This window comes from Streptococcus australis, assembly GCF_003943615.1.
Lineage (GTDB): Bacteria > Bacillota > Bacilli > Lactobacillales > Streptococcaceae > Streptococcus > Streptococcus australis_C.
Map to the genome: position 1 here is coordinate 46,955 of NZ_RJPZ01000008.1, position 23,169 is coordinate 70,123.

At 42.6% G+C, this 23,169-nt stretch carries 20 protein-coding genes, 1 other RNA gene and 2 pseudogenes; 20 read left to right on the top strand and 3 right to left on the bottom strand.

The genetic code is table 11. The features are described 5' to 3' along the window. Window positions 1-26 precede the first annotated feature (26 nt). The 13 genes from rsmH (at window position 27) to pepC (ending at window position 13,733) form a co-directional block, all read left to right on the top strand. Window positions 27-977 carry a 16S rRNA (cytosine(1402)-N(4))-methyltransferase RsmH gene (gene rsmH, locus D8785_RS09135; protein ID WP_125375186.1) on the top strand — a complete coding sequence of 317 codons (951 nt, stop codon included), beginning with the start codon at window positions 27-29 and terminating at the stop codon, window positions 975-977. Between the two features lie 12 nt (window positions 978-989). Further along, the gene (ftsL, locus tag D8785_RS09140) at window positions 990-1,325 is read left to right on the top strand and encodes a cell division protein FtsL (RefSeq protein WP_006596866.1); all 336 of its coding nucleotides are present in this window, start codon (window positions 990-992) and stop codon (window positions 1,323-1,325) included. Then, complete coding sequence (gene pbp2x, locus D8785_RS09145; protein ID WP_125375187.1) at window positions 1,318-3,603, top strand: penicillin-binding protein PBP2X; 2,286 nt, start codon at window positions 1,318-1,320, stop codon at window positions 3,601-3,603. The genes ftsL and pbp2x overlap by 8 nt, the downstream gene beginning before the upstream one ends. A gap of 1 nt (window position 3,604) precedes the next feature. Then, complete coding sequence (gene mraY, locus D8785_RS09150) at window positions 3,605-4,606, top strand: phospho-N-acetylmuramoyl-pentapeptide-transferase (RefSeq protein ID WP_125375188.1); 1,002 nt, start codon at window positions 3,605-3,607, stop codon at window positions 4,604-4,606. Window positions 4,607-4,732: 126 nt separating this feature from the next. After that, window positions 4,733-6,076: a DEAD/DEAH box helicase gene (locus tag D8785_RS09155; RefSeq protein ID WP_125375189.1), complete on the top strand. Its 1,344-nt coding sequence runs from the start codon at window positions 4,733-4,735 to the stop codon at window positions 6,074-6,076. A gap of 224 nt (window positions 6,077-6,300) precedes the next feature. Next, the gene (locus D8785_RS09160; protein ID WP_125375190.1) at window positions 6,301-7,107 is read left to right on the top strand and encodes an amino acid ABC transporter permease; all 807 of its coding nucleotides are present in this window, start codon (window positions 6,301-6,303) and stop codon (window positions 7,105-7,107) included. Continuing rightward, window positions 7,104-7,847, top strand: coding sequence for an amino acid ABC transporter ATP-binding protein (locus tag D8785_RS09165; protein ID WP_125375191.1), 744 nt, complete (start codon window positions 7,104-7,106; stop codon window positions 7,845-7,847). Before D8785_RS09160 ends, D8785_RS09165 begins: the two co-directional genes overlap by 4 nt. Window positions 7,848-8,041: 194 nt before the next feature. Beyond that, window positions 8,042-8,269 carry a DUF4059 family protein gene (locus D8785_RS09170; protein WP_125375192.1) on the top strand — a complete coding sequence of 76 codons (228 nt, stop codon included), beginning with the start codon at window positions 8,042-8,044 and terminating at the stop codon, window positions 8,267-8,269. A gap of 58 nt (window positions 8,270-8,327) precedes the next feature. After that, complete coding sequence (gene trxB / locus D8785_RS09175; RefSeq protein ID WP_125375193.1) at window positions 8,328-9,242, top strand: thioredoxin-disulfide reductase; 915 nt, start codon at window positions 8,328-8,330, stop codon at window positions 9,240-9,242. 197 nt (window positions 9,243-9,439) lie between these two features. Further along, window positions 9,440-10,897, top strand: coding sequence for a nicotinate phosphoribosyltransferase (locus D8785_RS09180; protein ID WP_125375194.1), 1,458 nt, complete (start codon window positions 9,440-9,442; stop codon window positions 10,895-10,897). Continuing rightward, window positions 10,894-11,718: an ammonia-dependent NAD(+) synthetase gene (gene nadE, locus D8785_RS09185; protein ID WP_125375195.1), complete on the top strand. Its 825-nt coding sequence runs from the start codon at window positions 10,894-10,896 to the stop codon at window positions 11,716-11,718. The genes D8785_RS09180 and nadE overlap by 4 nt, the downstream gene beginning before the upstream one ends. A gap of 57 nt (window positions 11,719-11,775) precedes the next feature. Further along, entirely contained in the window at window positions 11,776-12,327 is a 552-nt protein-coding gene (locus D8785_RS09190) for a GNAT family N-acetyltransferase (protein ID WP_125375196.1), read from the top strand. Window positions 12,328-12,395: 68 nt separating this feature from the next. Continuing rightward, the gene (pepC, locus tag D8785_RS09195) at window positions 12,396-13,733 is read left to right on the top strand and encodes an aminopeptidase C (RefSeq protein WP_125375197.1); all 1,338 of its coding nucleotides are present in this window, start codon (window positions 12,396-12,398) and stop codon (window positions 13,731-13,733) included. A 64-nt stretch (window positions 13,734-13,797) separates the two neighbouring features. Here pepC and pbp1a read toward each other — a convergent pair whose 3' ends face one another. Then, a complete protein-coding gene (gene pbp1a, locus D8785_RS09200) occupies window positions 13,798-15,918 on the bottom strand; it encodes a penicillin-binding protein PBP1A (protein WP_125375198.1) in 2,121 nt (706 codons plus the stop codon). Continuing rightward, window positions 15,919-16,512, bottom strand: coding sequence for a Holliday junction resolvase RecU (gene recU / locus D8785_RS09205; RefSeq protein ID WP_125375199.1), 594 nt, complete (start codon window positions 16,510-16,512; stop codon window positions 15,919-15,921). Between the two features lie 66 nt (window positions 16,513-16,578). Between recU and D8785_RS09210 the strand changes: the two genes are divergently transcribed. From D8785_RS09210 to D8785_RS09230, 6 genes and pseudogenes are all read left to right on the top strand, one after another. After that, window positions 16,579-17,106 carry an SLOG family protein gene (locus D8785_RS09210; protein WP_023022337.1) on the top strand — a complete coding sequence of 176 codons (528 nt, stop codon included), beginning with the start codon at window positions 16,579-16,581 and terminating at the stop codon, window positions 17,104-17,106. A gap of 69 nt (window positions 17,107-17,175) precedes the next feature. Continuing rightward, window positions 17,176-17,448, top strand: a pseudogene (locus D8785_RS09215) (DivIVA domain-containing protein); the annotation flags it as partial. Further along, window positions 17,431-17,520, top strand: a pseudogene (locus tag D8785_RS09955) (cell division regulator GpsB); the annotation flags it as partial. The pseudogenes D8785_RS09215 and D8785_RS09955, both read left to right, overlap by 18 nt. Window positions 17,521-17,542: 22 nt before the next feature. Further along, window positions 17,543-17,908, top strand: an RNA gene (gene rnpB / locus D8785_RS09220) — RNase P RNA component class B. Between the two features lie 64 nt (window positions 17,909-17,972). Continuing rightward, window positions 17,973-19,145, top strand: a complete 1,173-nt coding sequence (locus D8785_RS09225; protein ID WP_125375201.1) for a THUMP domain-containing class I SAM-dependent RNA methyltransferase — start codon at window positions 17,973-17,975, stop codon at window positions 19,143-19,145. After that, entirely contained in the window at window positions 19,142-20,581 is a 1,440-nt protein-coding gene (locus tag D8785_RS09230; protein WP_125375202.1) for a cell division site-positioning protein MapZ family protein, read from the top strand. Before D8785_RS09225 ends, D8785_RS09230 begins: the two co-directional genes overlap by 4 nt. A gap of 197 nt (window positions 20,582-20,778) precedes the next feature. On the opposite strand, the gene D8785_RS09235 is transcribed toward D8785_RS09230, so the two are convergent. Continuing rightward, the gene (locus D8785_RS09235) at window positions 20,779-21,261 is read right to left on the bottom strand and encodes an S-ribosylhomocysteine lyase (RefSeq protein ID WP_006596848.1); all 483 of its coding nucleotides are present in this window, start codon (window positions 21,259-21,261) and stop codon (window positions 20,779-20,781) included. 270 nt (window positions 21,262-21,531) lie between these two features. On the opposite strand from D8785_RS09235, the gene D8785_RS09240 reads away from it, so the two are divergent. Beyond that, window positions 21,532-23,139, top strand: coding sequence for a ribonuclease Y (locus D8785_RS09240; protein WP_125375203.1), 1,608 nt, complete (start codon window positions 21,532-21,534; stop codon window positions 23,137-23,139). Window positions 23,140-23,169: the final 30 nt, after the last annotated feature.

The following is a 23,169-nucleotide window of genomic DNA, read 5'->3' on the forward strand; positions in this document are numbered from 1 at the left end:
CAGATTTGTGGTAAAATAGATAAGATATGAGTAAAGAATTTCATCATGTAACGGTCTTGCTCCATGAAACGATTGATATGCTGGATGTAAAGCCAGATGGAATCTATGTGGATGCCACATTAGGTGGAGCCGGCCATAGCGAATATTTATTAAGTCAATTAAGTGAAAAAGGACATTTATATGCCTTTGACCAAGATCAGCATGCGATTGATAATGCGGAGAAACGATTGACTCCTTATGTTAAAAAGGGCATGGTAACCTTCATCAAAGACAATTTCCGGAATCTTCAAGCCCGTCTCCAAGAATTGGGAGTCAGTGAAATTGATGGCATTTGTTATGACTTGGGAGTCTCTAGTCCTCAGTTAGATGAGCGGTCTCGTGGTTTTTCTTATAAAAAAGACGCTCCCTTGGACATGCGGATGAATCAAGAAGCTTCTTTGACAGCTTATGAAGTAGTCAATACCTATGATTACCATGATTTGGTTCGCATCTTTTTCAAGTATGGAGAAGATAAATTCTCTAAACAAATTGCTAGAAAGATCGAACAGGCGCGTGCTGTCAAACCGATTGAAACGACGACAGAATTAGCAGAGATTATTAAGTCGGCAAAACCAGCCAAGGAACTAAAGAAAAAGGGACATCCAGCCAAACAAATTTTTCAGGCTATTCGGATCGAAGTCAATGATGAATTGGGAGCGGCTGATGAATCAATCCAGCAGGCTATGGATTTGTTGGCAGTTGGTGGTCGTATTTCAGTCATTACCTTTCATTCCTTGGAAGATCGTTTGACCAAGCAATTGTTTAAAGAAGCTTCTACAGTAGATGTACCGAAGGGCTTGCCCTTCATCCCAGAGGACTTAAAACCAAAAATGGAATTAGTTTCTCGAAAACCGATTCTTCCAAGCCAAGAAGAGTTAGAAAATAACAACCGAGCTCATTCTGCAAAATTGCGGGTTGCTCAAAAAATTCATAAGTAAGAGGAAATGAACATGGCAGATCAACCATTACGATCTCGTGGCAGTCAATTGCAAGATCGTATTCGTCGCTTTACCAGAGTAGAGAAAGCCTTTTATGGCTCGATTGTCCTAACAGGGATTATCCTTGCTGTCAGTATTATTTTTATGCAGACGCGGATTCTACAAGTGCAAAGTGATTTGACAAACCTCAATACGGAACTAAAAACAAAAGAGACTGAACTAGAAGATATCCGGCAAGAAGTCAATGAGTTGACTCGATATGAACGCTTGTCTAAGTTAGCTAGTTCTCAGGGGATGACCCTCCAAAAAGAAAATCGAAAAGTGGTGAGTTCAAGTAGCGATGAGTAAATTAAAAAAGAAAATCATTCGTTATTCCCTTAAAAAAAGGAAACTTCCAGACCAAAATCGTCGGCAAGTAGCTAAGAATTTGAGTTTGCTTTCCATTCTTGTTTTCTTCATTTTTCTCATTAATTTTGCAGTTATTATAGGCACAGATAGCAAATTTGGAAAAAATTTATCTGAGTTATCGCATCAAGTCCATCAGAAAACCGAGATTGTTCCAGCCAAACGAGGAACAATTTATGATCGAAATGGAGCTGTCATTGCTGAAGATGCGACGACTTATAATGTTTATGCTATCATCGACAAAACTTATAAATCAGCAAAAGGTGAAGTTTTATACGTTGAAGAAAGCCAATACAACCAAGTAGCGGACGTTTTTAATCGTTATTTGGGGATGGAAAAAGATTATGTCGTCCAACAACTGTCTCAAAAGAGGCTCAACCAAGTTTCTTTTGGTGCGGCGGGGAACGATATCAGCTATAGCAATATGGATGCTATCCGGAGTGAACTAGAAGCTGCCAACATTAAAGGTGTTGATTTTACGACGAGTCCAAACCGGAGTTATAAAAATGGGACCTTTGCCTCTCAATTTATCGGTCAAGCTCAATTGGTAGAAGATAAAGAAGGCAATAAAACCCTGCAGGGAACAACGGGAATAGAAAAATCCTTGGATCGTATCTTGGGTGGTCAGGATGGAGTTGTGACCTATGAAAAGGATCGTAACGGAAATATTGTGCCGGGATCAGACAAGGTTGCCGTGAAGACAGAAGATGGAAAGGATGTTTATACAACCCTTTCTGCGGAACTGCAAACCTATCTCGAAACCAGAATGGATGTATTCCAAGAAAAGGTAAAAGGCAAATTTGTCAATGCGACCCTAGTGAGTGCCAAAACAGGGGAAATCCTGGCGACTACTCAACGTCCTACCTATAATGCAGATACCAAAGAAGGTCTGGATATCAAGAATTTGAGAACTTGGAATACGATTCTTTACCAGGATCAGTACGAACCAGGTTCGACTATGAAGGTCATGACCTTGGCCGCGGCGATTGATCATGGGACTTTCCCAGCCTATAATGAGGTATATTACAATAACGAGCTGCAAGTAAAAGATGCGATCATCAAAGACTGGGAAATCAATATGGGCTTGTCAGAAGGCCACTATATGAATATTGCTCAAGGTTTTGCCTATTCAAGTAACATTGGGATGACCAAGCTAGAGCAGAAGATGGGAAATAACGTCTGGATGAATTACCTCCACCGCTTCAAATTTGGTCTCCCTACCCGTTTTGGCATGGGCGATGAGAGTTTTGGAAGCCTTCCGGGTGATAACTATGTTACTCAAGCTATGTCTGCCTTTGGACAAGGGATATCTGTCAACCAAACGCAGATGTTGCGAGCATTTTCTGCCATTGCCAATGATGGGGAAATGTTAGAGCCTAAATTTATCAGTGCGATCTACGACGGCAAGCATGAATCCGCTCGTAAATCACAAAGAGAGGTCGTCGGCAATCCAGTTTCCGCTTCAGCTGCTCAGCAGACTCGTAATTACATGATTACAGTAGGGACTGATCCTCAATTCGGTACCCTCTACTCGTCGGATGGTCCTATTATTCAAGTAGCTGGACAAAATGTTGCTGTCAAATCAGGGACAGCCCAAATTGCAACGGCTAATGGCTATTTGGAAGGAGAAAATGACAATATCAACTCGATAGTTGTCATGACACCAGCTGAAGACCCAGATTTCATTATGTATGTGACGGTTCAACAGCCAGAAGTCAGCTTTAGTCCAAAGAGTTGGCAAGAACTGGTGAATCCAGTTCTAGAAGATGCGGTGGCTTTGAAGGATGAACTGAATCTGGTATCAGAAACCAAAGCCTTGGATGGGGTTACGAAAGAGGAAACCTATAAGATGCCGTCGGCAGAATCCTTGTCGAAAGAATTGAAGTTGAAGCAGACTATTAGCCCAGGTGGCTTCGCAGATGAACTGCGTCGCAATCTGATCCAGCCTGTCGTTCTAGGAACTGGAAAAAATATTAAAAAGATGTCTGTTTCAGCAGGAACGAAATTAAAGGCAAATGAGCAAGTGTTGTTGTTGACAGATGATTTGGATTCAGTTCCGGATATGTACGGCTGGACCAAGGAAAATGTTGATAAATTTGCTGAATGGACGGGCATTGAGATCACCTATAAAGGGAAAGGTTCTCGTGTGAGCAAACAAAACGTCAAAGTAGAAACTGCTTTAAAGAAGACGAAGAAAATAACAATTACATTAGGAGATTGATATGTTATTTGCTACCCTAGTAGTATCATTTATATTAACGGTTATTGGCATTCCTGCCTTCATCCGTTTCTATCAACGAGCCCATATTTCAGGGCAACAAATGCACGAAGACGTAAAGCAACACAAAGCCAAGGCGGGCACTCCTACCATGGGGGGAGTGGTCTTCTTGATCACTTCTGTCTTTGTCACCCTTGTTTTTAGCTTTTTAACTGGGAACTTTACGCGACCCGTCCAATTGATTCTCTTTATTTTGGTCTTGTATGGAATCGTTGGTTTCTTGGATGACTTCTTAAAAGTTTTTCGTAAGATTAATGAAGGGCTGAATCCTAAGCAAAAATTAGCCTTGCAATTGGTGGGCGGGATCATTTTCTATGTATTTTCTGAACGACATGGAGGCGGCAGCCTTCTCAATGTCTTTGGTTGGGATGTCTATTTGGGACATTTCTACATTGTCTTTGCCTTGTTCTGGTTGGTTGGTTTTTCAAACGCAGTCAACTTGACGGACGGGATTGATGGTTTGGCGAGCATTTCGGTGACCATCAGTTTAATCGCTTATTCCATCATCGCTGTTTGGCAAAGACGAATCGATATCCTCTTTGTGACCATCAGTATGATTGGAGCTCTATTAGGTTTCTTCGTCTACAACCACAAGCCAGCCAAGATTTTCATGGGCGATGTTGGAAGCTTGGCCCTAGGTGGGATGCTGGCGACTCTATCCATGGCTCTCCACGTAGAGTGGACCTTGCTCTTGATAGGAATTGTCTATGTTTTTGAGACTAGCTCAGTCATGCTCCAAGTGTCGTACTTCAAATGGACGAAAAAACGGACAGGTGAAGGACGTAGGATTTTCCGCATGACGCCTTTCCATCACCATTTAGAATTGGGTGGTCTGTCTGGAAATGGACCTAAATGGTCTGAGTGGAAGGTCGATGCCTTTCTTTGGAGTGTCGGTGCAGGAATGAGTGCCTTGACTCTTTTGATCTACTTTTTAACCAATTCGTAAGTCATTAAAAATAATAGGTTGGGATGCTATCTCAACCTTTTTCGCTGGCTAGGAATTACTGTCCAAAAGAAGAGCGGGAAGAAGATTTTTCTGATATAATAGTAGAGATGATGAAAGGATAAGAGAATGAAATTTACAGATTTTAAGTTTAAGGACTATATCCAAGAGGCCTTAAAAGAGATTAATTTTATCGAAGCAACAGAAGTTCAAGAAAAACTCATTCCGATTGTATTAGCAGGGCGTGACTTAGTCGGCGAATCCAAAACAGGATCAGGGAAGACCCATACCTTCCTCTTGCCTATTTTTCAAACCTTGAACGAAGATAGTAGCCAGGTTGAAGTGGTCATCACAGCACCGAGTCGGGAATTGGCCACTCAAATCTACCAAGCGGCCCGTCAGATTGCTAGCCACTGTGAAAAGGAAATTCGGATTGCTAACTATGTTGGTGGGACTGATAAGGCTCGTCAGATTGATAAGCTCCAAGTGGCGCAACCCCATATCGTGATTGGGACACCAGGGCGTATCTATGATTTGGTCGCTTCTGGAGATTTAGCCATTCATAAGGCTCATACCTTTGTGGTCGATGAGGCTGATATGACTCTCGATATGGGCTTTTTGACGACGGTAGATAAGATTGCATCTAGTCTTCCCAAGAAACTTCAGTTTTTAGTCTTCTCAGCGACGATTCCGCAAAAATTACAACCCTTTTTAAAAAAATACCTGTCCAACCCTGTCATGGAGCAGATTAAAACTAAAACGGTGATTTCGGATACCATTGATAACTGGTTGGTATCGACAAAAGGGCGCGATAAGAATGAGCAAGTCTATCAACTAACCCAGGCTCTTCAACCTTATCTAGCTATGATTTTTGTGAATACCAAGGATAGAGCAGATGACTTGCATGCTTTTCTAGTAGAGAAGGGGCTTAAAGTCGCTAAAATCCATGGAGGGGTTCCTCCGCGGGAGCGCAAGCGCATCATGAACCAAGTCAAAAACCTGGATTTTGAATATATCGTGGCGACGGACTTGGCAGCGCGTGGTATTGATATTGAAGGAGTCAGTCATGTTATCAACGATGCCATTCCACAAGACTTGTCCTTCTTTGTCCACCGTGTCGGACGGACTGGTCGAAATGGCCTTCCTGGTACAGCCATCACCCTCTATCAACCGAGTGATGACTCAGACATTAGAGAGCTTGAAAAATTGGGGATTCAATTTGTACCCAAGGTCTTGAAGGCCGGAGCTATCGAGGATACCTATGACCGGGATCGTCGGGCTAATCGCGAAAAGCGCCAAGAAAAACTCGATATTGAGATGATTGGCTTGGTCAAGAAGAAAAAGAAAAAAATCAAACCAGGCTACAAGAAAAAAATCAAATGGGCCGTGGACGAGAAACGCCGGAAAGCCAAGAGGGCTGAGAATCGTGCTCGTGGTCGGGCAGAAAGAAAGGCTAAACGCCAAACCTTTTAGTGATAAAGAAATTTAAAGATTTCCATAAAAATTAACTATTTGGTCGCTGATTTATTTTGTGATAGACTATCTATAGATAGTCTATTTTTTTGCTCCTAAGGGAGAGTGTTGCTTGCTAGTGCATGATACCTTGAGCATGATTTACGAACAATCAATAGCAAAACTCAGCATTTTAGCTGTAAATATGATAGAATGATTCATTATCTAGGGAGGAAGTAACGGAGATGTTTACAACTACTTATCTGGCGTCTGGTTGGTATGAACAGTTTTTAAAATGGATACCAGAGGGAGAAATCTTTAACCTACGCGTCGTTTTTGAAGCTATTCCCGGAATTTTAAAAGAGCTTCCAAATACGATTTTGTTAACCTTGGCAGGAGCATTTTTTGGTTTATTGCTAGCCCTATTGTTTGCCATTGTCAAAATCAATCGGGTAAAAATTCTCTACCCTATTCAAGCCTTGTTTGTGAGTTTTCTTAGAGGGACACCGATTTTGGTCCAGTTGATGCTGACCTATTATGGAATTCCGCTCCTATTGAAAGCCATTAACCAACAATATGGTACAACCTTTAATATCAACGATGTGCCGGCCCATTTATTTGTCATTGTGGCCTTTGCCTTCAATGAGGCGGCATATGCCAGTGAGACCATTCGGGCAGCGATTTTGTCTGTTGATGCGGGTGAAATCGAAGCAGCGAAGAGTATCGGGATGACCAATACTCAAGTCTATCGACGGATTATCATTCCAAATGCAGCAGTGGTGGCGACACCGACCTTGATCAACTCTTTAATCGGTTTGACCAAGGGGACTTCTCTAGCCTTTTATGCAGGTGTTTTGGAAATCTTTGCCCAAGCCAAGATTATGTCGGGGAATGACAGTCGCTACTTTGAACGCTTTATCTCTGTTTCATTGATTTACTGGGTTATCAATATTTTGATTGAACAATTGGGTCGCTGGATCGAACAGGTCCTCTCTATCAAAGATCCACAAGTCGTAACCCAAACCTTGCAAGAGGAGGAAAGAGCAGCATGATTCGGATTTCACAATTATCAAAATCCTTTTCAGGTCAAGTGGTCCTAGACCATCTTGATTTAGAAATTCAAAAAGGGGAAGTTGTTGCCTTGATTGGTTCTTCTGGAGCTGGTAAATCAACCTTCTTGAGAAGCTTGAACTATTTGGAAGCTCCAGATAGTGGGAGTATTGAGATCAATGGGGAGAAGGTAGACTTTGAAAACATCAGCAAGGACGAGATCCTGACCCTTCGAAGAAAGCTAGCTATGGTCTTTCAACAATTCAATCTCTTCAGTCGCAAGACAGCTTTGGACAACGTCAAGGAAGGACTGATCGTCGTCAAAGGCTTATCCGAACAGGAAGCAACCGAGATTGCCAAAGAAGAACTCGCAAAAGTCGGTTTGTCGGACCGTGAAAACCATTACCCTCGTCATTTGTCAGGAGGGCAGAAACAACGGGTAGCTTTGGCACGTGCCCTAGCTATGAAGCCGGAAGTCCTTTTATTGGATGAGCCAACTTCAGCTCTCGATCCAGAATTGGTTGGAGAGGTAGAAAAAGCCATCGCAGTAGCAGCTCAGGCAGGTCAAACCATGATTTTGGTCAGCCATGATATGAGCTTTGTTTCCCAAGTGGCAGACAAGGTCTTGTTCCTCGACCAGGGGAAAATTATTGAAACTGGAACACCAGAAGAGATTATGAAAGCTCCTAAAGAAGAGCGGACAAAAGAATTCTTTGCTAGTTACAAACGAACATTTGTTTGATATAATATATAAGAGCTCGAGTCTGGAACGCGATGTTTCAGACTCGGATTTTTCTTTGAGTAGGTGCCTCAGGAGAAGATGATTATTCCTAGTCTACTTTTCTGCATAGATAGGTGTTTCAAGTTGATCAACGGTTAACGAAACGAAATGGCACCTCGTCCCCTCATTCCAATTTTGGATACTAAGGAGATCTTATGTTAAACCAATTGCTATCTCTCTATATCGAGAGCTTAATCATCACTTCAGTTGGGGTGTTGGTTGCCTCAGCTGTTTGGATAGGCTTGCGAGCGGCTCGTAAGAAGGATAAAACAGCTAAGGAACGCCAGTTACACCTCTATGATATTTTATTAATTGATATTATGACAATTCCAGTCCTTACCTTTGCAGTCATTGGAGTTCTGTTTATTCTTCGAGCAAGATAATTGCAAAATGGTTCAATTGGAGTTAGAATCAAGATAGTTACAACAAAAGGAGAAGCTTATGTATGATACACTGATTATCGGCGCAGGACCTGCGGGAATGACTGCTGCCTTGTATGCGGCTCGTAGCAATCTCAAGGTTGCCTTGTTAGAAGCAGGAATTCCTGGCGGACAGATGAACAACACGTCCGATATCGAGAATTATCCAGGCTATGCTAATATCAGTGGACCTGAATTGGCAGAAAAAATGTTCGAGCCTTTAGAAGTACTAGGTGTGGAACACTTGTTCGGCAGAGCCGAAAACATTGTTGATCAAGGAAGCTACAAGGAAATTACGACAGATGATGGCCTCCTTCAAGCCAAGACCGTTATTATTGCGACAGGTTCCAACCATCGTTTGTTGGGAGTTCCAGGTGAAGAAGAATTGAATAGTCGTGGGGTTTCTTATTGTGCCGTCTGTGATGGGGCCTTCTTCCGAGATGAAGACCTCATGGTCGTTGGTGGAGGGGACTCAGCGGTTGAAGAGGCAATCTTCCTGACTCAGTTTGCTAAGTCTGTTACCATTGTTCACCGCCGCGATGCCCTACGTGCCCAAAAAGTTCTTCAAGACCGGGCTTTTGCCAATGAAAAGATTCACTTTGCTTGGAATACAGTGGTCGAAGAGATCAAGGGGGACAACCGTGTGACTAGCCTGGTCTTAAAAGATGTTCAAACAGGTCAAGTCCGCGAGCAAGCAGCAGGTGGCGTCTTCATCTATGTAGGACTGGATCCTGTCAGTGACTTTGCCAAAGAATTGGGTATTTTGGATGAGAATGGTTGGGTGATCACAGATGATCATATGAAAACCTCAGTTCCTGGAATCTTTGCGGTTGGAGATGTCCGCCAAAAAGATCTTCGCCAGGTAACCACAGCTGTTGGGGACGGCGCTGTTGCCGGTCAAGAAGCCTATAAATACATTACTGAACACGAAGAATAAGAAAGAAGGGATGTTTGTCTGATGGAAAGAGACAAATATCCCTTCTTTTTTACGATGAAAAATGAGGCTTAGCCCGGATTAAACTCATGTGGTCCTGCTTAAAATATGCTATAATGTGTTTAAAATTATTTTGGACTGTGCCAGTTGACGGAGCGTGACTGGTGCCACGACGTAAGAAAAAAGAAGAGGGATCAAAAATGTACCCAGATGATAGTTTAACTCTCCACACTGATTTGTACCAAATCAATATGATGCAGGTTTACTTTGAGCAAGGCATCCACAATAAAAAGGCAGTTTTCGAAGCCTATTTCCGCCAGCAACCCTTTAAAAATGGCTATGCCGTCTTTGCGGGTCTTGAGCGCCTTGTCAACTATTTGAAGAATCTACGTTTTTCTGAGTCAGATATTGCCTACTTAGAATCCTTGGGCTACGAAGGAGCCTTCCTAGATTACTTGAAAAATTTCAAAATGGAATTGACTGTTCGTTCTGCCAAAGAAGGGGACCTGGTCTTTGCCAATGAGCCAATCGTTCAAGTAGAAGGACCACTTGCCCAGTGTCAATTGGTCGAAACAGCCCTCCTCAATATTGTTAATTTCCAAACCTTGATCGCCACAAAAGCAGCTCGGATTAAGTCTGTTATTGAGGACGAACCGTTGATGGAGTTCGGGACTCGCAGAGCGCAAGAAATAGATGCGGCTATTTGGGGAACCCGTGCAGCCGTTATTGGAGGTGCTAGTGGGACCAGTAACGTTCGTGCTGGAAAACTCTTTGGCATTCCAGTCCTTGGGACCCATGCCCATGCCTTGGTGCAGGTCTATGGCGACGATTACAAAGCTTTTAAGGCCTATGCTGAGACCCATCGCAACTGTGTTTTCCTAGTGGATACCTATGATACCCTCCGCATCGGAGTCCCAGCTGCTATTCAGGTAGCGCGCGAGATGGGCGATCGCATCAACTTCCTAGGTGTGCGGATTGATTCTGGAGATATTGCCTACATCTCGAAAAAAGTTCGCCAGCAGTTGGATGAAGCTGGTTTCACAGAAGCGAAGATCTATGCCTCAAATGATTTGGATGAAAACACCATCCTCAACTTGAAGATGCAAAAGGCTAAGATTGATGTCTGGGGTGTCGGAACCAAGTTGATTACGGCCTATGACCAACCGGCTCTCGGAGCAGTCTATAAGATTGTGGCTATCGAAGACGAAAATGGTCAAATGCGAAACACTATCAAGCTGTCTAACAATGCTGAGAAGGTCTCAACTCCAGGGAAGAAGCAAGTGTGGCGTATTACCAGTCGCGAAAAGGGCAAATCCGAAGGAGATTACATCACTTACGATGGAGTCGATGTCAATGAATTGACAGAAATCAAGATGTTCCACCCGACCTATACCTATATCAAGAAGACGGTTCGGGATTTTGATGCTATCCCGCTCTTGGTTGATATTTTCAAGGATGGGAAACAAGTCTACGAATTGCCAGCTTTGATGGATATCCAAGCCTATGCTCGGAAAGAATTCGATAAGCTCTGGGATGAGTACAAACGTGTCCTTAATCCACAACATTACCCAGTGGACTTGGCTAAGGATGTTTGGCAAGATAAGATGGACCTCATTGATCAAATGCGCCAGAAAGCCTTGGGAGGTGATGAGGAATGAGCCTACAAGAAGACATTATTGCCCAATTAGGGGTCAAGCCGGTCATTGATCCTCAGGAAGAGATTCGTCGGTCGATTAATTTTTTGAAGGAGTACTTGCAAAAACATCCCTTTCTGAAGACCTTTGTCTTAGGAATTTCAGGAGGACAGGACTCTACCCTAGCTGGTCGCCTGGCTCAATTGGCCATGGAGGAAATGCGGAGCGAGACTGGAGATGCCAGCTATCAGTTTGTTGCTGTCCGCTTGCCTTACGGTGTCCAAGCGGATGAAGCAGATGCCCAAAAGGCCTTGGCCTTCATCCAACCAGATGTCAGCCTAGTCGTGAACATCAAGGAATCGGTCGATGCCATGGAACGTGCTGTCGAAGCGACAGGAACGGATGTTTCAGACTTTAACAAGGGCAATATCAAGGCGCGGAGCCGGATGATTGCTCAGTATGCTTTAGCTGGAGCCTACAGCGGAGCCGTCATTGGAACGGACCATGCAGCCGAAAATATCACTGGTTTCTTTACCAAGTTTGGAGATGGCGGAGCTGATATCCTTCCTCTCTATCGCCTCAACAAGCGCCAAGGCAAGCAGTTGCTTCAGGCACTGGGAGCTGAGCCAGCCTTGTATGAGAAGGTACCGATTGCCGATTTGGAAGAGGAAAAGCCTGGCATCGCTGATGAAGTAGCTCTTGGAGTGACCTATGCAGAAATTGATGACTACCTAGAAGGGAAATCAGTTAGCCCAGAAGCTCAAGCAACCATTGAAAGCTGGTGGCACAAAGGCCAACACAAACGCCATTTACCAATTACAGTATTTGATACCTTCTGGCGTTGATAATAAAGAAAAAGTCGGTTGAGCCGACTTTTTTAAAACAGGATAGGAGGAAAGAGGATGAGAAAATTGGGTTCTATTGAACTGGAGACCAATCGTTTATTATTAAGACGCTTTGTTGTAGAGGATGCAAAGGCAATGTTTAAAAATTGGGCGTCTGATGTAGATAATCTTAAATATGTGACTTGGGATCCGCATCCAAATCCTCAAGTGACTCGGGCTTCGATCGAAAGGTGGCTCCGTCAGTACCAAGAGGAAATTACCTACAAATGGGCAATTTGCAAAAAAGATGATCCTGCACAAGTGATAGGTGATATCAGTGTCGTTTCTCAGGATCCACAAAAAGAAATATGTGAAGTCGGCTATATTCTAGGGAAAAAATTCTGGGGTCAAGGTCTGATGACAGAAGCCCTCCAGGCGGTTTTACACTTTTTGTTGGTAGAAGTGGGATTCAAGGAAGTTCAGGCCAAGTACGTCAGTTTGAACCCTGCTTCAGGAAAGGTAATGGCAAAAGCTGGGATGCATGTTCTTGAAACTCTCCCCAATGTGGTCGCTAGAAAAGGCTATGTCGGAGATCAAATCATCTACACGATTCATTCTTCTGACCTTTAAAACAATTTTTACTTGAAGATTTTAGCCAATGGTCTATAATGGTAAGTAGCTTTACAAAGGAGAATCTTATGTCAGAATTAACACAAGAATTTACAGATCAACTTTATGCAAATTACCAAGCAAATGTGAAATTTGCGGCTCTCGAAAATGCCATCACCCACAATGGGATTCATGCAGCTTTAGAGACAAGCAAAAGTGCAGTAGAAAACACACCCGTCTTTTCTCTTGATTTAACCAAGGACAAGGTGACGGATCAGAAAGCTTCTGGTCGTTGCTGGATGTTTGCGGCGCTGAATACCTTCCGTCATAAAATGATTTCGAGCTTCCGATTAGAGGATTTTGAGTTGTCTCAAGCTCATACCTTCTTCTGGGATAAATACGAAAAATCCAACTGGTTCTTGGAGCAAATCATTGCGACAGCGGATCAGGACTTGACTAGCCGCAAGGTGGCTTTCCTCCTTCAAACCCCTCAACAAGATGGTGGCCAATGGGATATGGTCGTTTCCCTCTTTGAAAAGTATGGGGTCGTACCTAAGTCTGTTTATCCAGAATCCATCTCTTCTAGCAATAGCCGAGAGCTCAATAGCTACTTAAACAAATTGTTGCGCCAAGATGCTCAAATCCTTCGTGAATTGCTTGCAAGTGGAGCAGATCAAGCGACGGTTCAGAGCAAGAAAGAAGAGCTTCTACAAGAAATCTTTAATTTCTTGGCTATGTCACTGGGCTTGCCCCCTCGTACATTTAGTTTCTCTTACCGCGATAAGGACAATAACTTCCACAAAGAAGCTGGCTTGACGCCTCAAAGCTTTTACAAAAAATATGTGGATCTTCAGTTGGAGGACTACGTTTCTGTTATCAATGCGCCTACGGCAGACAAGCCTTATAGTCATTCCTACACTGTTGAGATGCTTGGAAATGTGGTCGGTAGCCGTGAAGTCCGCTACCTCAACGTTCCGATGGAGCGCTTGAAGGAATTAGCCATTGCTCAAATGAAAGCTGGGGAAACTGTTTGGTTTGGATCGGATGTTGGCCAAGTCAGCAACCGCAAAGCTGGAATCCTTGCAACAGATGTCTACGACTTTGAAGCGGGAATGGATATCCAGCTGACTCAAGATAAGGCAGGACGTTTGGATTATGCAGAAAGTCTCATGACCCATGCCATGGTCTTGACTGGTGTGGATCTGGACGAAGCTGGACGCCCTCTCAAATGGAAGGTTGAGAATTCTTGGGGAGAAAAAGTCGGAACAGATGGTTACTTTGTAGCTTCCGATGCTTGGATGGATGAATACACCTACCAGATCGTTGTCCGCAAGGAATTGTTGACAGCCGAAGAATTGACTGCTTATGAGGCAGAACCAATTGTCTTAGCTCCATGGGATCCGATGGGGGCCTTGGCTTCTAAGTAAGTTGAATTGAAAAGCACGATTGTTGATCAACAATCGTGCTTTTGTTTGGAATTAAATTATCTGACTAGCGATTTTGTTCATTTTCTTTGGTAGAAGGTGAAGTGTGTTCAGAATTCTCTTCTGAGCTAGATGAACTAGAACTATCTTCTGTAGCTTCGATGTCCTGACTGACGGTACTCGGCTCATAATAGTAATTGTAGTAATTGTAGTTACTCTTACCGTTATTGAGATATAGGTAAGAACCGCTACGGTATATACCACTTGGTTGGGTCCAATCCGTGCCACCTGATCCATTTTGCTCATACAAATACAACATCATTTGTTTGTAGACATCTGTTGCGACTTTGATTCCATCATCCAGTACGGGAGTCAAGCGATTGGTATATCCTGTCCAAACAGCCATAGAATATTGAGTGGTATAGCCAACAAACAATTCGTCTGGTGTCACAATGCTTGAGTAACTGTAGTCTTTAGTTAGTTTCTTCAATTCATTATCAGCATAGTTAGAAGTACCTGTTTTACCGGCATGATAAATACCGGAGATATAAGCATTGTATCCTGTACCAGCAGTGATTACAGATTTCAACATATCAGTCATCATGTAAGCAGTGGTCTCTTTCATCACTCTTGTTCCAGAAGTGTCAAAGTTCTTCGTTGTACCATCGCTAAAGACAACCCGATTAACATACTGAGGTTTGTAATAGGTGCCTCCATTGGCGAAGGTTGCATAAGCAGCGGCCATTTTCTCACTACTAGCACCGTATTTGCTACTAGAGTCGCTGGTGTTACTTGAGATGGCATTAGCATACACCATTTTTGGATAATCGATTCCCATGTTGCTTAAGAATTTTTGAGCCTTCTTTAAACCAACTTTTTCAAGAGCTCGGACGGCAGGTACGTTACGGGACTGCTGAAGAGCATAGACCATACTGATATTACCATAGTACTGCTTATCCCAGTTATAAATTTGCGTGTTTGTACCAGGGAAGTTGTACGGTGTATCAGGAATAGTTACTGCAGTTGAACTGTATTCTTCATTATCAATTGCAGGAGCGTAATCGGAGATAGGCTTCATTGTAGAACCCCAATCTCGGTTCGTTTCTACAGCTTGGTTGGTACCGAAGGATACATTAGATGATTGATGACGAGATCCTAACTGGGCAATGACTTTTCCGTTGGTAACGTCGATGATAGTAGAAGCAACTTGCAACTCATTATCTGGATAATTAACATATTCATCAGAGTTGTAAATATCCCAAAGACGTTTTTGAGCTTCGGCATCTACGTTGGTGTAAACGTCCATACCAGTTGTCAAGACATTGTAGCCTGTCTCTTCTTCGACTTGTTGGATGACTTCTTTGAGGTAGTTATCCATATAAGCAGGGTAGTTGCTTGAGCTGGTTAGACTTTGTAAACCATCTGTAACAGGTGTATTGACGGCACTTTCGTACTGCTCGTTAGAGATGGACTTCATATCTAACATTTCTTTGAGAACCAGATTACGGCGTTGGAGAGCAGCTTCCGGATGAGTGTAGGGGTCATATTGGTTCGGTGCCTGAGGCATTCCAGCCAATAGGGCTAGTTGTGGGAGAGAAAGATCCTTTAAGTCTTTTGCATAATAGCTACGAGCAGCTGTCTGCATACCGTAGTTCCCATTCGCCATAAATACTTTATTGACGTAATAGGTTAAGATTTCTTGTTTGGTTGCTTTCTTTTCCAATTGGGTTGCTAACCAAGCTTCTTGAACCTTACGTGATAGTGTACGATCGGAAGCAGAAGTTGAGAAATAGGTTAATTTGATCAATTGCTGCGTCAAGGTTGATCCCCCTTGGCTTCCTCCTCGCAAGTTGTAAAGGAAGGAGCCACCAATTCGAATAATATCGACTCCACGGTGGTTGAAAAAGCGATGGTCTTCAATCGCCACAATTGCGTTGACCAAGTCGGTTGGGATTTCATTTGTTTTTACGTTAATTCGTTTTTCAGCACCCAAGTCTGCAATCAGATTGTTTTGGTTGTCATAGATTTTACTGGATGTCGTTGCGACCAGGTCTTTCTCAGAAAGAGTCGGTGCTTTTGCAGCATAATATCCAAATACCAATCCACCCAGGATAAGTAAAAGGAAAAATAAGGAAATAGCCACAATCGCCGCATATTTTAACCACTGGATAACTGTTTGTTTGTTCATTTAATTACCGCCTAGTAGATTCTGTTCGATAATATCGAGATAAGGGACGCTTGGAAGGCGATCTGTCTCGATACGATAACCATTTTTCTGTATAAAGGTCAAGGGCATAGATTTACTGCCGTGATCAATGTTGTAAAAGTCGATTAAGGAAGGAGCGGGCAGTAGATAGGTCTCATTGAGCTTTGCAAAATGCAAGAGCACAAAACAAATTCCTCCCTGTTGAAGGACTGCAGCCATGTGATCAATCTGATGCTGGTGAAAGTTTTTCATCGGCATGGATTGTTTCTGCTGAGTCTCTTTTGCTTCAAAATCAATGTAGTGTCCCTTGTAAACACCAGAATAGTCTGTAGTAGACGCCTGGCGAAAATAAGCTTCCACAATCTTTGCCCGACTGCGATGAGGATAGTCTACCTTTACAATCTGGATGGGGGTTGGCTTTTTATGAATAACCGCTAGTCCTCTGGAAAGGTAGTAGTGATTGCTCTCATTAATCATTTTTTCAAATGTCATCCCCCGATTGGCAAAGTTCACACTTTGCTTCCTCTGGATGGGCGAAGAAGATTTCTTGCTAAGTTTGTGAGGATAGTTGACCATAATTCTCCTTATTGGTACAATTACATCACTCTATTATATCACAAAATGAAGAAGGGAGGGGAAATAATGAATAGTTTACTGATTACAGGTTATAAGGCATTTGAGTTGGGAATTCTGACAGCTAAGGATCCTAGATTGCCAATTATTAAAGAGGCGATTCGCAGGGATTTAGTCCGTTTTTTGGAAGAGGGAGTCAAGTGGTTAATTTTCACGGGGAATCTAGGTTTTGAAGCTTGGGCCTTAGAGGTTGCTCAGGAATTAAGAAAAGATTACGAGATACAGTTGGCCACGATTTTTATGTTTGAAAACCAAGGAGAGAACTGGAATGAGGCCAATCAAGAAGTCCTTAGTCGCTTTAAACAAGTTGATTTTGTCAAGTATGCCTATCCCTCTTATAGCCAGCCAGGTCAGTTCAAAGAATACAATACATTTTTGTTAGAAAATACAGATGCTGCTTATTTATTTTACGATCCAGATCATGAAACAAATCTCAAATATCTTTACAAAATGATGCTAGAAATGGATCAGTATCATGTCAAAAGATTAAACTTTGATGACTTAAATGAAGTAGCAGAAAAAATTTACGAAAAATAAGTGGTTTACCTTGATTTTTGCCCCTCATTTTTTATATAATGATTATGATTAACTAGAACGGAGAGAATGATGGCAAGTATTATATTTACTGCGAAAGATATTTTTGATCAAGATTTCAAAAAAGAAGTTCGTGGATTTAGTAAAGTTGAGGTAAATGAGTTTTTGGATGATGTCATCAAAGACTATGAAACCTATGCTGCCTTAGTTAAGGAATTGAAAGAAGAAAACGCTCGGCTCCGTGAAGAATTAGCTAAGAAAACGAGCCAAGTAACTCCGAATCCATCAGTTCCTGAGTCTACTCCAAAGCATGAGTTTCCTCAGGTCACTACTACGACAAACTTCGATATTTTGAAACGCTTAAACCGTCTAGAAAAAGAAGTCTTCGGAAAACAAGTCGTTGATCGTGATTTTTAAGACATAAAATATAAATCGTGCAATTTTTGGATAATCGCGTGAGAGCTTTCTCTCATGAGGAAAGTCCATGCTAGCACAGGCTGTGATGCCTGTAGTGTTTGTGCTAGGTGAATCCATAAGCCTAGGGACTTGATGTTCAAGTTACGGCGAGCGAACGGGCTAAGTCTTCGGATAAGTTCTACTAGCTCTGAAAGTGCCACAGTGACGTAGTTTTTAGGGAAACCTAAAAAGTGGAACGCGGTAAACCCCTCAAGCTAGCAACCCAAACTTTGGTCGGGGCATAGGATGCATGGAAACGAACATAGCATTCTGACTGGAAACAGTAGACAGATGATTATCGAAGGAAATGGTACCTAGTCATTTCTGGAACAAAACATGGCTTATAGAAAATTGCATATAGGTGGTGAGGGGGAGAGAAATCTCAACCTCCTTTTTTAAACAATGGGGAATAAATGAAAAAACAATTTGAATTAATTGCGACAGTTGCTGCTGGATTAGAAGCAGTCGTTGGGAAAGAATTGCGTGAGCTAGGCTACGGTTGCCAAGTGGAAAATGGACGGGTTCGTTTCAAGGGTGATATTCGTGCGATTATCGAAACCAATCTTTGGTTGCGGGCTGCGGATCGAATCAAGATCGTTGTAGGATCTTTTCCTGCCCGCACCTTTGAAGAACTCTTTCAAGGAGTTTTTGCCTTGGATTGGGACCAATATCTCCCTTTGGGAGCACGTTTCCCAATCTCCAAAGCAAAATGCGTCAAATCCAAACTGCATAACGAACCGAGTGTACAAGCTATTTCGAAAAAGGCAGTTGTTAAAAAGTTGCAAAAACACTATGCTCGTCCGGAAGGCGTTCCATTGATTGAAAATGGAGCAGAATTTAAAATTGAAGTTTCTATCTTGAAGGACCAAGCAACCATTTTAATTGATACCACTGGTAGTAGCCTGTTCAAGCGCGGTTATCGGACTGAAAAGGGTGGGGCACCCATTAAGGAAAATATGGCGGCAGCCATTCTTCAGCTATCCAATTGGTATCCTGATAAGCCCTTGGTTGATCCGACTTGTGGGTCAGGGACCTTCTGTATCGAGGCGGCGATGATGGCTCGCCAGATAGCGCCAGGCTTGAGACGGACCTTCTCTTTTGAAGGCTGGAACTGGGTAGATGATCGCCTGATTCAAGAAGTGCGTACAGAGGCTACTAAAAAGATAAATCGTGATCTTGTTCTAGACATCATGGGGACGGATATCGATGCGCGGATGGTTGAGATAGCTAAAGAAAATGCTCAAAAAGCAGGAGTTGCGAGCGATATCACCTTCAAGCAGATGCGGGTGCAAGATTTGCGTTCAGATAAGATCAATGGGGTCATCATCTCCAATCCACCGTATGGTGAACGCTTATCCGATGATGCAGGGGTGACAAAATTGTATGCTGAAATGGGAGAGGTCTTTGCACCATTGAATACTTGGAGCAAATTTATCCTGACCAGCGATGAAAATTTTGAAAAGAAATTTGGGCGACAAGCGGATAAAAAACGAAAATTATATAACGGAACCTTAAAGGTTGACTTGTATCAGTTCTTTGGGGAGCGGGTACGCCGACAAGCGACTAGTGAGAAAGGAAACATATGACAAAAGAAGATAAACAACAGTTGGGCCAAGAGGCAGAGTCAGTTCTTGATTTTAAGGACGCAAAAGAGATGACGATTGGCCAAGCGAACCGCAAAGCTGAAGAAATCGAAGCAGGAGTCAAGGATACAGACAACGTCCTCGATAAATACATCAAACAACACCGTGACGAAATCGAAGCTCATAAGTTTGATACGATCGTCATGAAGAAGGAAATGCTGGCAGATGCAGAGGCAGCAGTCACTGAAGAAGCAACGGAGTCCATTCCAAACGAAGAGCCTGCCAAAGAAGTAGCACCTTTTGAAGCAACTCAAAAAGAAGTTGCGTCTAGTCGCATTCCAGATCCAATTCCTGGGGAACTCCCTGCAAAAATTAAGTTTGGTCCAGAGCCAACAGAGCCATATGTGGATGATGACATTGAGATTCCTGAAGAACCGAAAAAAAGCCGGGTAAAACCAATTTTATTTTCAGTTTTAGCTCTGACAGCAGTTGCTACAGCTAGTTGGTTGTCTTATCAATGGATCCATAACCAGTCTAAAGGGGAAACCACCGTCGTCTCTTCTTCTAGCTCGTCAAAGAAAAAGTCATCCAGCTCTTCTTCGTCAACCAGTGCCAATACGGAGACCTTATTGAAGGACTTTAATGATCAGTATGCAGCCTTCTTTACAGACGACACACAGACGAAGTTGAAAAATGATTCTTTTGGTAATTTGGAAAAACTGAAAGCAAGTTTAGAAAAATTGAAAGATACCAAGGAATACGACGCAGCAAAGAGTAAATACGATGAATTGGTGAAGCAAGTTTCTGCTATTCAAACAGTGAACTCTCAATTTACCAGCCCAGTGATTAAGGATGGGGTCATCGATGCCAATGCACAGGTAAAGAGTAATGCAGTTTTTTCAGATGTGTCGACATCTAATACACAATTGAATCAATTGTTGAAGGATGCTGCTTCTCAAGGGCGCTCACAACAAGTTGCCACTCCAGCTCCTGTGACAGATGGTGGTGGCATTGCTACGGGCGGAAGCGGAGCTTCTTCTGGAACGGTCACAAGTCCTGCTCCTACTCCTACTCCAGCTACTGAAGGGAATACGACAGGTGGAGTGAATCCAGGTTATTCTGGCTTCGGTCTTCAAAGCACTGGTGTGCCCCTCCAACGAAACTTGAGCCGGGTGCCATACAATCAGGCAGCACTTGACGATGTAAACAATCCTGCATGGACCTTTAACCCTGGTATCTTGGAGAAGGTTCTGAAAATTGCTCGGGAACGTGGCCATATCGTTGGGGATCAATACATTTTGGAACGCGTGAATATTATCAACGGTAATGGTTATTACAACCTCTTTAAGCCAGATGGAACGTATTTATTTAGTATCAATGCTAAAACTGGCTACTTTGTCGGAAACGGAAAAGGCCATTCCGATGCATTGGATTATTAAGAGCTAAAAAAGGAGGGTGGGACAGAAATCGGTCATTCGTTAGAATTTGATTTCGTCGTCGCCACCTCCGCACAGTTGAGTAGGGCTGTAAAAGCTGATGAAATCAGCGTAGTAGAGCCCACTCAACCACTGCGTCTTATTCGACAATCCAAAGACAATTGAGAGGCTAGGACTTTTGTCCTAGCCTCTTTACTTTTTTATACGATATGGCGTGTGAATGGATCGTCAGAAATGCCTTGTTCAAGAATCAGTTTGCACCACTCTTTAGCAGAGAAGAGGCTGTGGTCTTTGTAGTTTCCACAAGACTCAATCGTCGTTCCTGGAACGTCTTCCCAGCTAGTTGCTTCAGCAATTTCCTCTAAGGAAGATTTAATCACTTGTGCAATGGTTTTTGGATCGTGCTGTCCCCACATAATCATATGGAATCCTGTACGACACCCAAAAGGTGAACAATCAATCATCCCATCAATGCGTTTGCGGATCAACATAGCCAAGAGGTGCTCAATCGTATGTAAACCAGCAGTCGGGATAGAGTCTTCATTTGGTTGAACTAAGCGGATATCATAGTTTGAGATGACATCTCCTTTTGGCCCTGTTTCCTCTCCGATTAGGCGGACGTAAGGGGCTTTTACAGCAGTGTGGTCTAGTTCGAAACTTTCCACAATAACTTCTTTAGTCATGTATCTTCCTCAATTTCTTTTTTCTTGATTATAGCACAATTGGCGGTGGAATAAAATACAAGAGAGGAGGGAGGAAAGTGGCCGTTAAAGTAGGGGCTAGAAACTTGTTTTTTAGGGAGTTTCTCATTAAAATCAAAGGAAGGAGGCATTTGAATAATAGCAGAAATAGATTGGTTTTCGCTAGAAAATTTGTTTGTTAATTTTGTAAAAATATGATAAAATAATAAAGAATTTTTTAATTCAACTATTCATTAGATTAGGGGTAAAAACATGGAATTTGGAATTGCAATTGTTTTTGCCGCAATCATTGGTTTAGTCATTGGATATGTAGGGATCTCAGTCAAGATGAAAGCATCTAAAGAAGCTGCAGAACTTACTCTTTTAAATGCTGAACAAGAAGCAACGAATTTACGTGGACAGGCAGAGCGTGAAGCTGATTTGATTTTGAAAGAAGCTAAGCATGAGTCTAGTTCACTTAAAAAAGAAGCACTTTTGGAGGCAAAGGAAGAAGCCAGAAAATATCGAGAAGAGGTCGATGCTGAGTTTAAATCAGAGCGTCAAGAATTAAAACAATTAGAGACCCGCTTAGCGGAACGTTCAAATAATCTTGATCGCAAAGATGATATTCTTACGAGCAAAGAACAAACTCTTGAACAAAAAGAGCAAAGTCTTTCAGATAGAACTAAACACATTGATGCGCGTGAAGAACAATTACATGAGCTAGAAAAGAAAAAAGAAGAAGAATTAGAAAAAATTGCTTCTCTGACTCAATCGGAAGCACGTGATATTATCTTAACGCAAACAGAAGAACGACTCTCCAAAGAAATTGCGACTCGAATTCGAGAAGCAGAAGTGGAAGTGAAAGAACGTTCAGATAAAGTTGCAAAAGAAATCCTGGTTCAAGCCATGCAACGGATGGCCGGGGATTTTGTGGCAGAACAGACCAACTCAACGGTTCATTTGCCAGATGATGCGATGAAGGGCCGGATTATTGGTCGCGAAGGTCGAAATATTCGTACCTTTGAAAGTTTAACAGGTGTGGATGTCATTATTGACGATACACCAGAAGTGGTCACCTTGTCTGGATTTGACCCAATTCGTCGGGAAATTGCACGGATGACTATGGAAAGTCTTTTGAAAGATGGGCGTATCCATCCAGCTCGTATTGAAGAGTTGGTAGAGAAAAACCGTCTGGAAATTGACCAACGGATTCGTGAATATGGGGAAGCAGCAGCCTATGAAATTGGCGCACCAAATCTACATCCAGACTTGATGAAGATTATGGGACGCTTGCAATTTAGAACCTCTTATGGTCAAAATGTTTTGCGTCACTCGATTGAGGTTGCTAAGTTATCTGGTATTATTGCTAGTGAACTTGGTGAAAATGCTACCTTGGCTCGTCGAGCTGGTTTCCTCCATGATATTGGAAAAGCCATCGACCGTGAGGTAGAAGGTAGTCACGTAGAAATTGGAACAGAGTTGGCTCGCAAGTACAAAGAGCATCCTGTTGTTATTAATACCATTGCTAGCCACCATGGAGACGTTGAACCAGAAAGTGTCATTGCTGTTATTGTAGCAGCAGCGGATGCTTTGAGTGCGGCTCGTCCAGGTGCTCGTAGTGAGTCTCTCGAAAGCTATATCAAACGTCTTCAAGATCTTGAAGAAATTGCAAATGGCTTCAAGGGAGTTAAGACTAGTTTTGCCTTGCAAGCAGGTCGTGAAATTCGAATTATGGTGAGCCCTGAAGAAGTGAAGGACGATAAGTTGACCATCTTAGCTCATGATATCCGTGAGAAGATCGAGTCTAACTTGGAATATCCTGGTAATATCAAGGTGAACGTTATTCGTGAATTGCGTGCCGTTGATTATGCAAAATAAAGCTTGCTAAATTATGAAAAGATAGTCAGC

Bases quoted from the DNA above. Each gene is read 5' to 3' on its own strand.
- rsmH (WP_125375186.1), top strand. From the start codon at position 27: ATGAGTAAAGAATTTCATCATGTAACGGTCTTGCTCCATGAAACGATT.
- ftsL (WP_006596866.1), top strand. From the start codon at position 990: ATGGCAGATCAACCATTACGATCTCGTGGCAGTCAATTGCAAGATCGT.
- pbp2x (WP_125375187.1), top strand. From the start codon at position 1,318: ATGAGTAAATTAAAAAAGAAAATCATTCGTTATTCCCTTAAAAAAAGG.
- mraY (WP_125375188.1), top strand. From the start codon at position 3,605: ATGTTATTTGCTACCCTAGTAGTATCATTTATATTAACGGTTATTGGC.
- D8785_RS09155 (WP_125375189.1), top strand. From the start codon at position 4,733: ATGAAATTTACAGATTTTAAGTTTAAGGACTATATCCAAGAGGCCTTA.
- D8785_RS09160 (WP_125375190.1), top strand. From the start codon at position 6,301: ATGTTTACAACTACTTATCTGGCGTCTGGTTGGTATGAACAGTTTTTA.
- D8785_RS09165 (WP_125375191.1), top strand. From the start codon at position 7,104: ATGATTCGGATTTCACAATTATCAAAATCCTTTTCAGGTCAAGTGGTC.
- D8785_RS09170 (WP_125375192.1), top strand. From the start codon at position 8,042: ATGTTAAACCAATTGCTATCTCTCTATATCGAGAGCTTAATCATCACT.
- trxB (WP_125375193.1), top strand. From the start codon at position 8,328: ATGTATGATACACTGATTATCGGCGCAGGACCTGCGGGAATGACTGCT.
- D8785_RS09180 (WP_125375194.1), top strand. From the start codon at position 9,440: ATGTACCCAGATGATAGTTTAACTCTCCACACTGATTTGTACCAAATC.
- nadE (WP_125375195.1), top strand. From the start codon at position 10,894: ATGAGCCTACAAGAAGACATTATTGCCCAATTAGGGGTCAAGCCGGTC.
- D8785_RS09190 (WP_125375196.1), top strand. From the start codon at position 11,776: ATGAGAAAATTGGGTTCTATTGAACTGGAGACCAATCGTTTATTATTA.
- pepC (WP_125375197.1), top strand. From the start codon at position 12,396: ATGTCAGAATTAACACAAGAATTTACAGATCAACTTTATGCAAATTAC.
- pbp1a (WP_125375198.1), bottom strand. From the start codon at position 15,918: ATGAACAAACAAACAGTTATCCAGTGGTTAAAATATGCGGCGATTGTG.
- recU (WP_125375199.1), bottom strand. From the start codon at position 16,512: ATGGTCAACTATCCTCACAAACTTAGCAAGAAATCTTCTTCGCCCATC.
- D8785_RS09210 (WP_023022337.1), top strand. From the start codon at position 16,579: ATGAATAGTTTACTGATTACAGGTTATAAGGCATTTGAGTTGGGAATT.
- D8785_RS09225 (WP_125375201.1), top strand. From the start codon at position 17,973: ATGAAAAAACAATTTGAATTAATTGCGACAGTTGCTGCTGGATTAGAA.
- D8785_RS09230 (WP_125375202.1), top strand. From the start codon at position 19,142: ATGACAAAAGAAGATAAACAACAGTTGGGCCAAGAGGCAGAGTCAGTT.
- D8785_RS09235 (WP_006596848.1), bottom strand. From the start codon at position 21,261: ATGACTAAAGAAGTTATTGTGGAAAGTTTCGAACTAGACCACACTGCT.
- D8785_RS09240 (WP_125375203.1), top strand. From the start codon at position 21,532: ATGGAATTTGGAATTGCAATTGTTTTTGCCGCAATCATTGGTTTAGTC.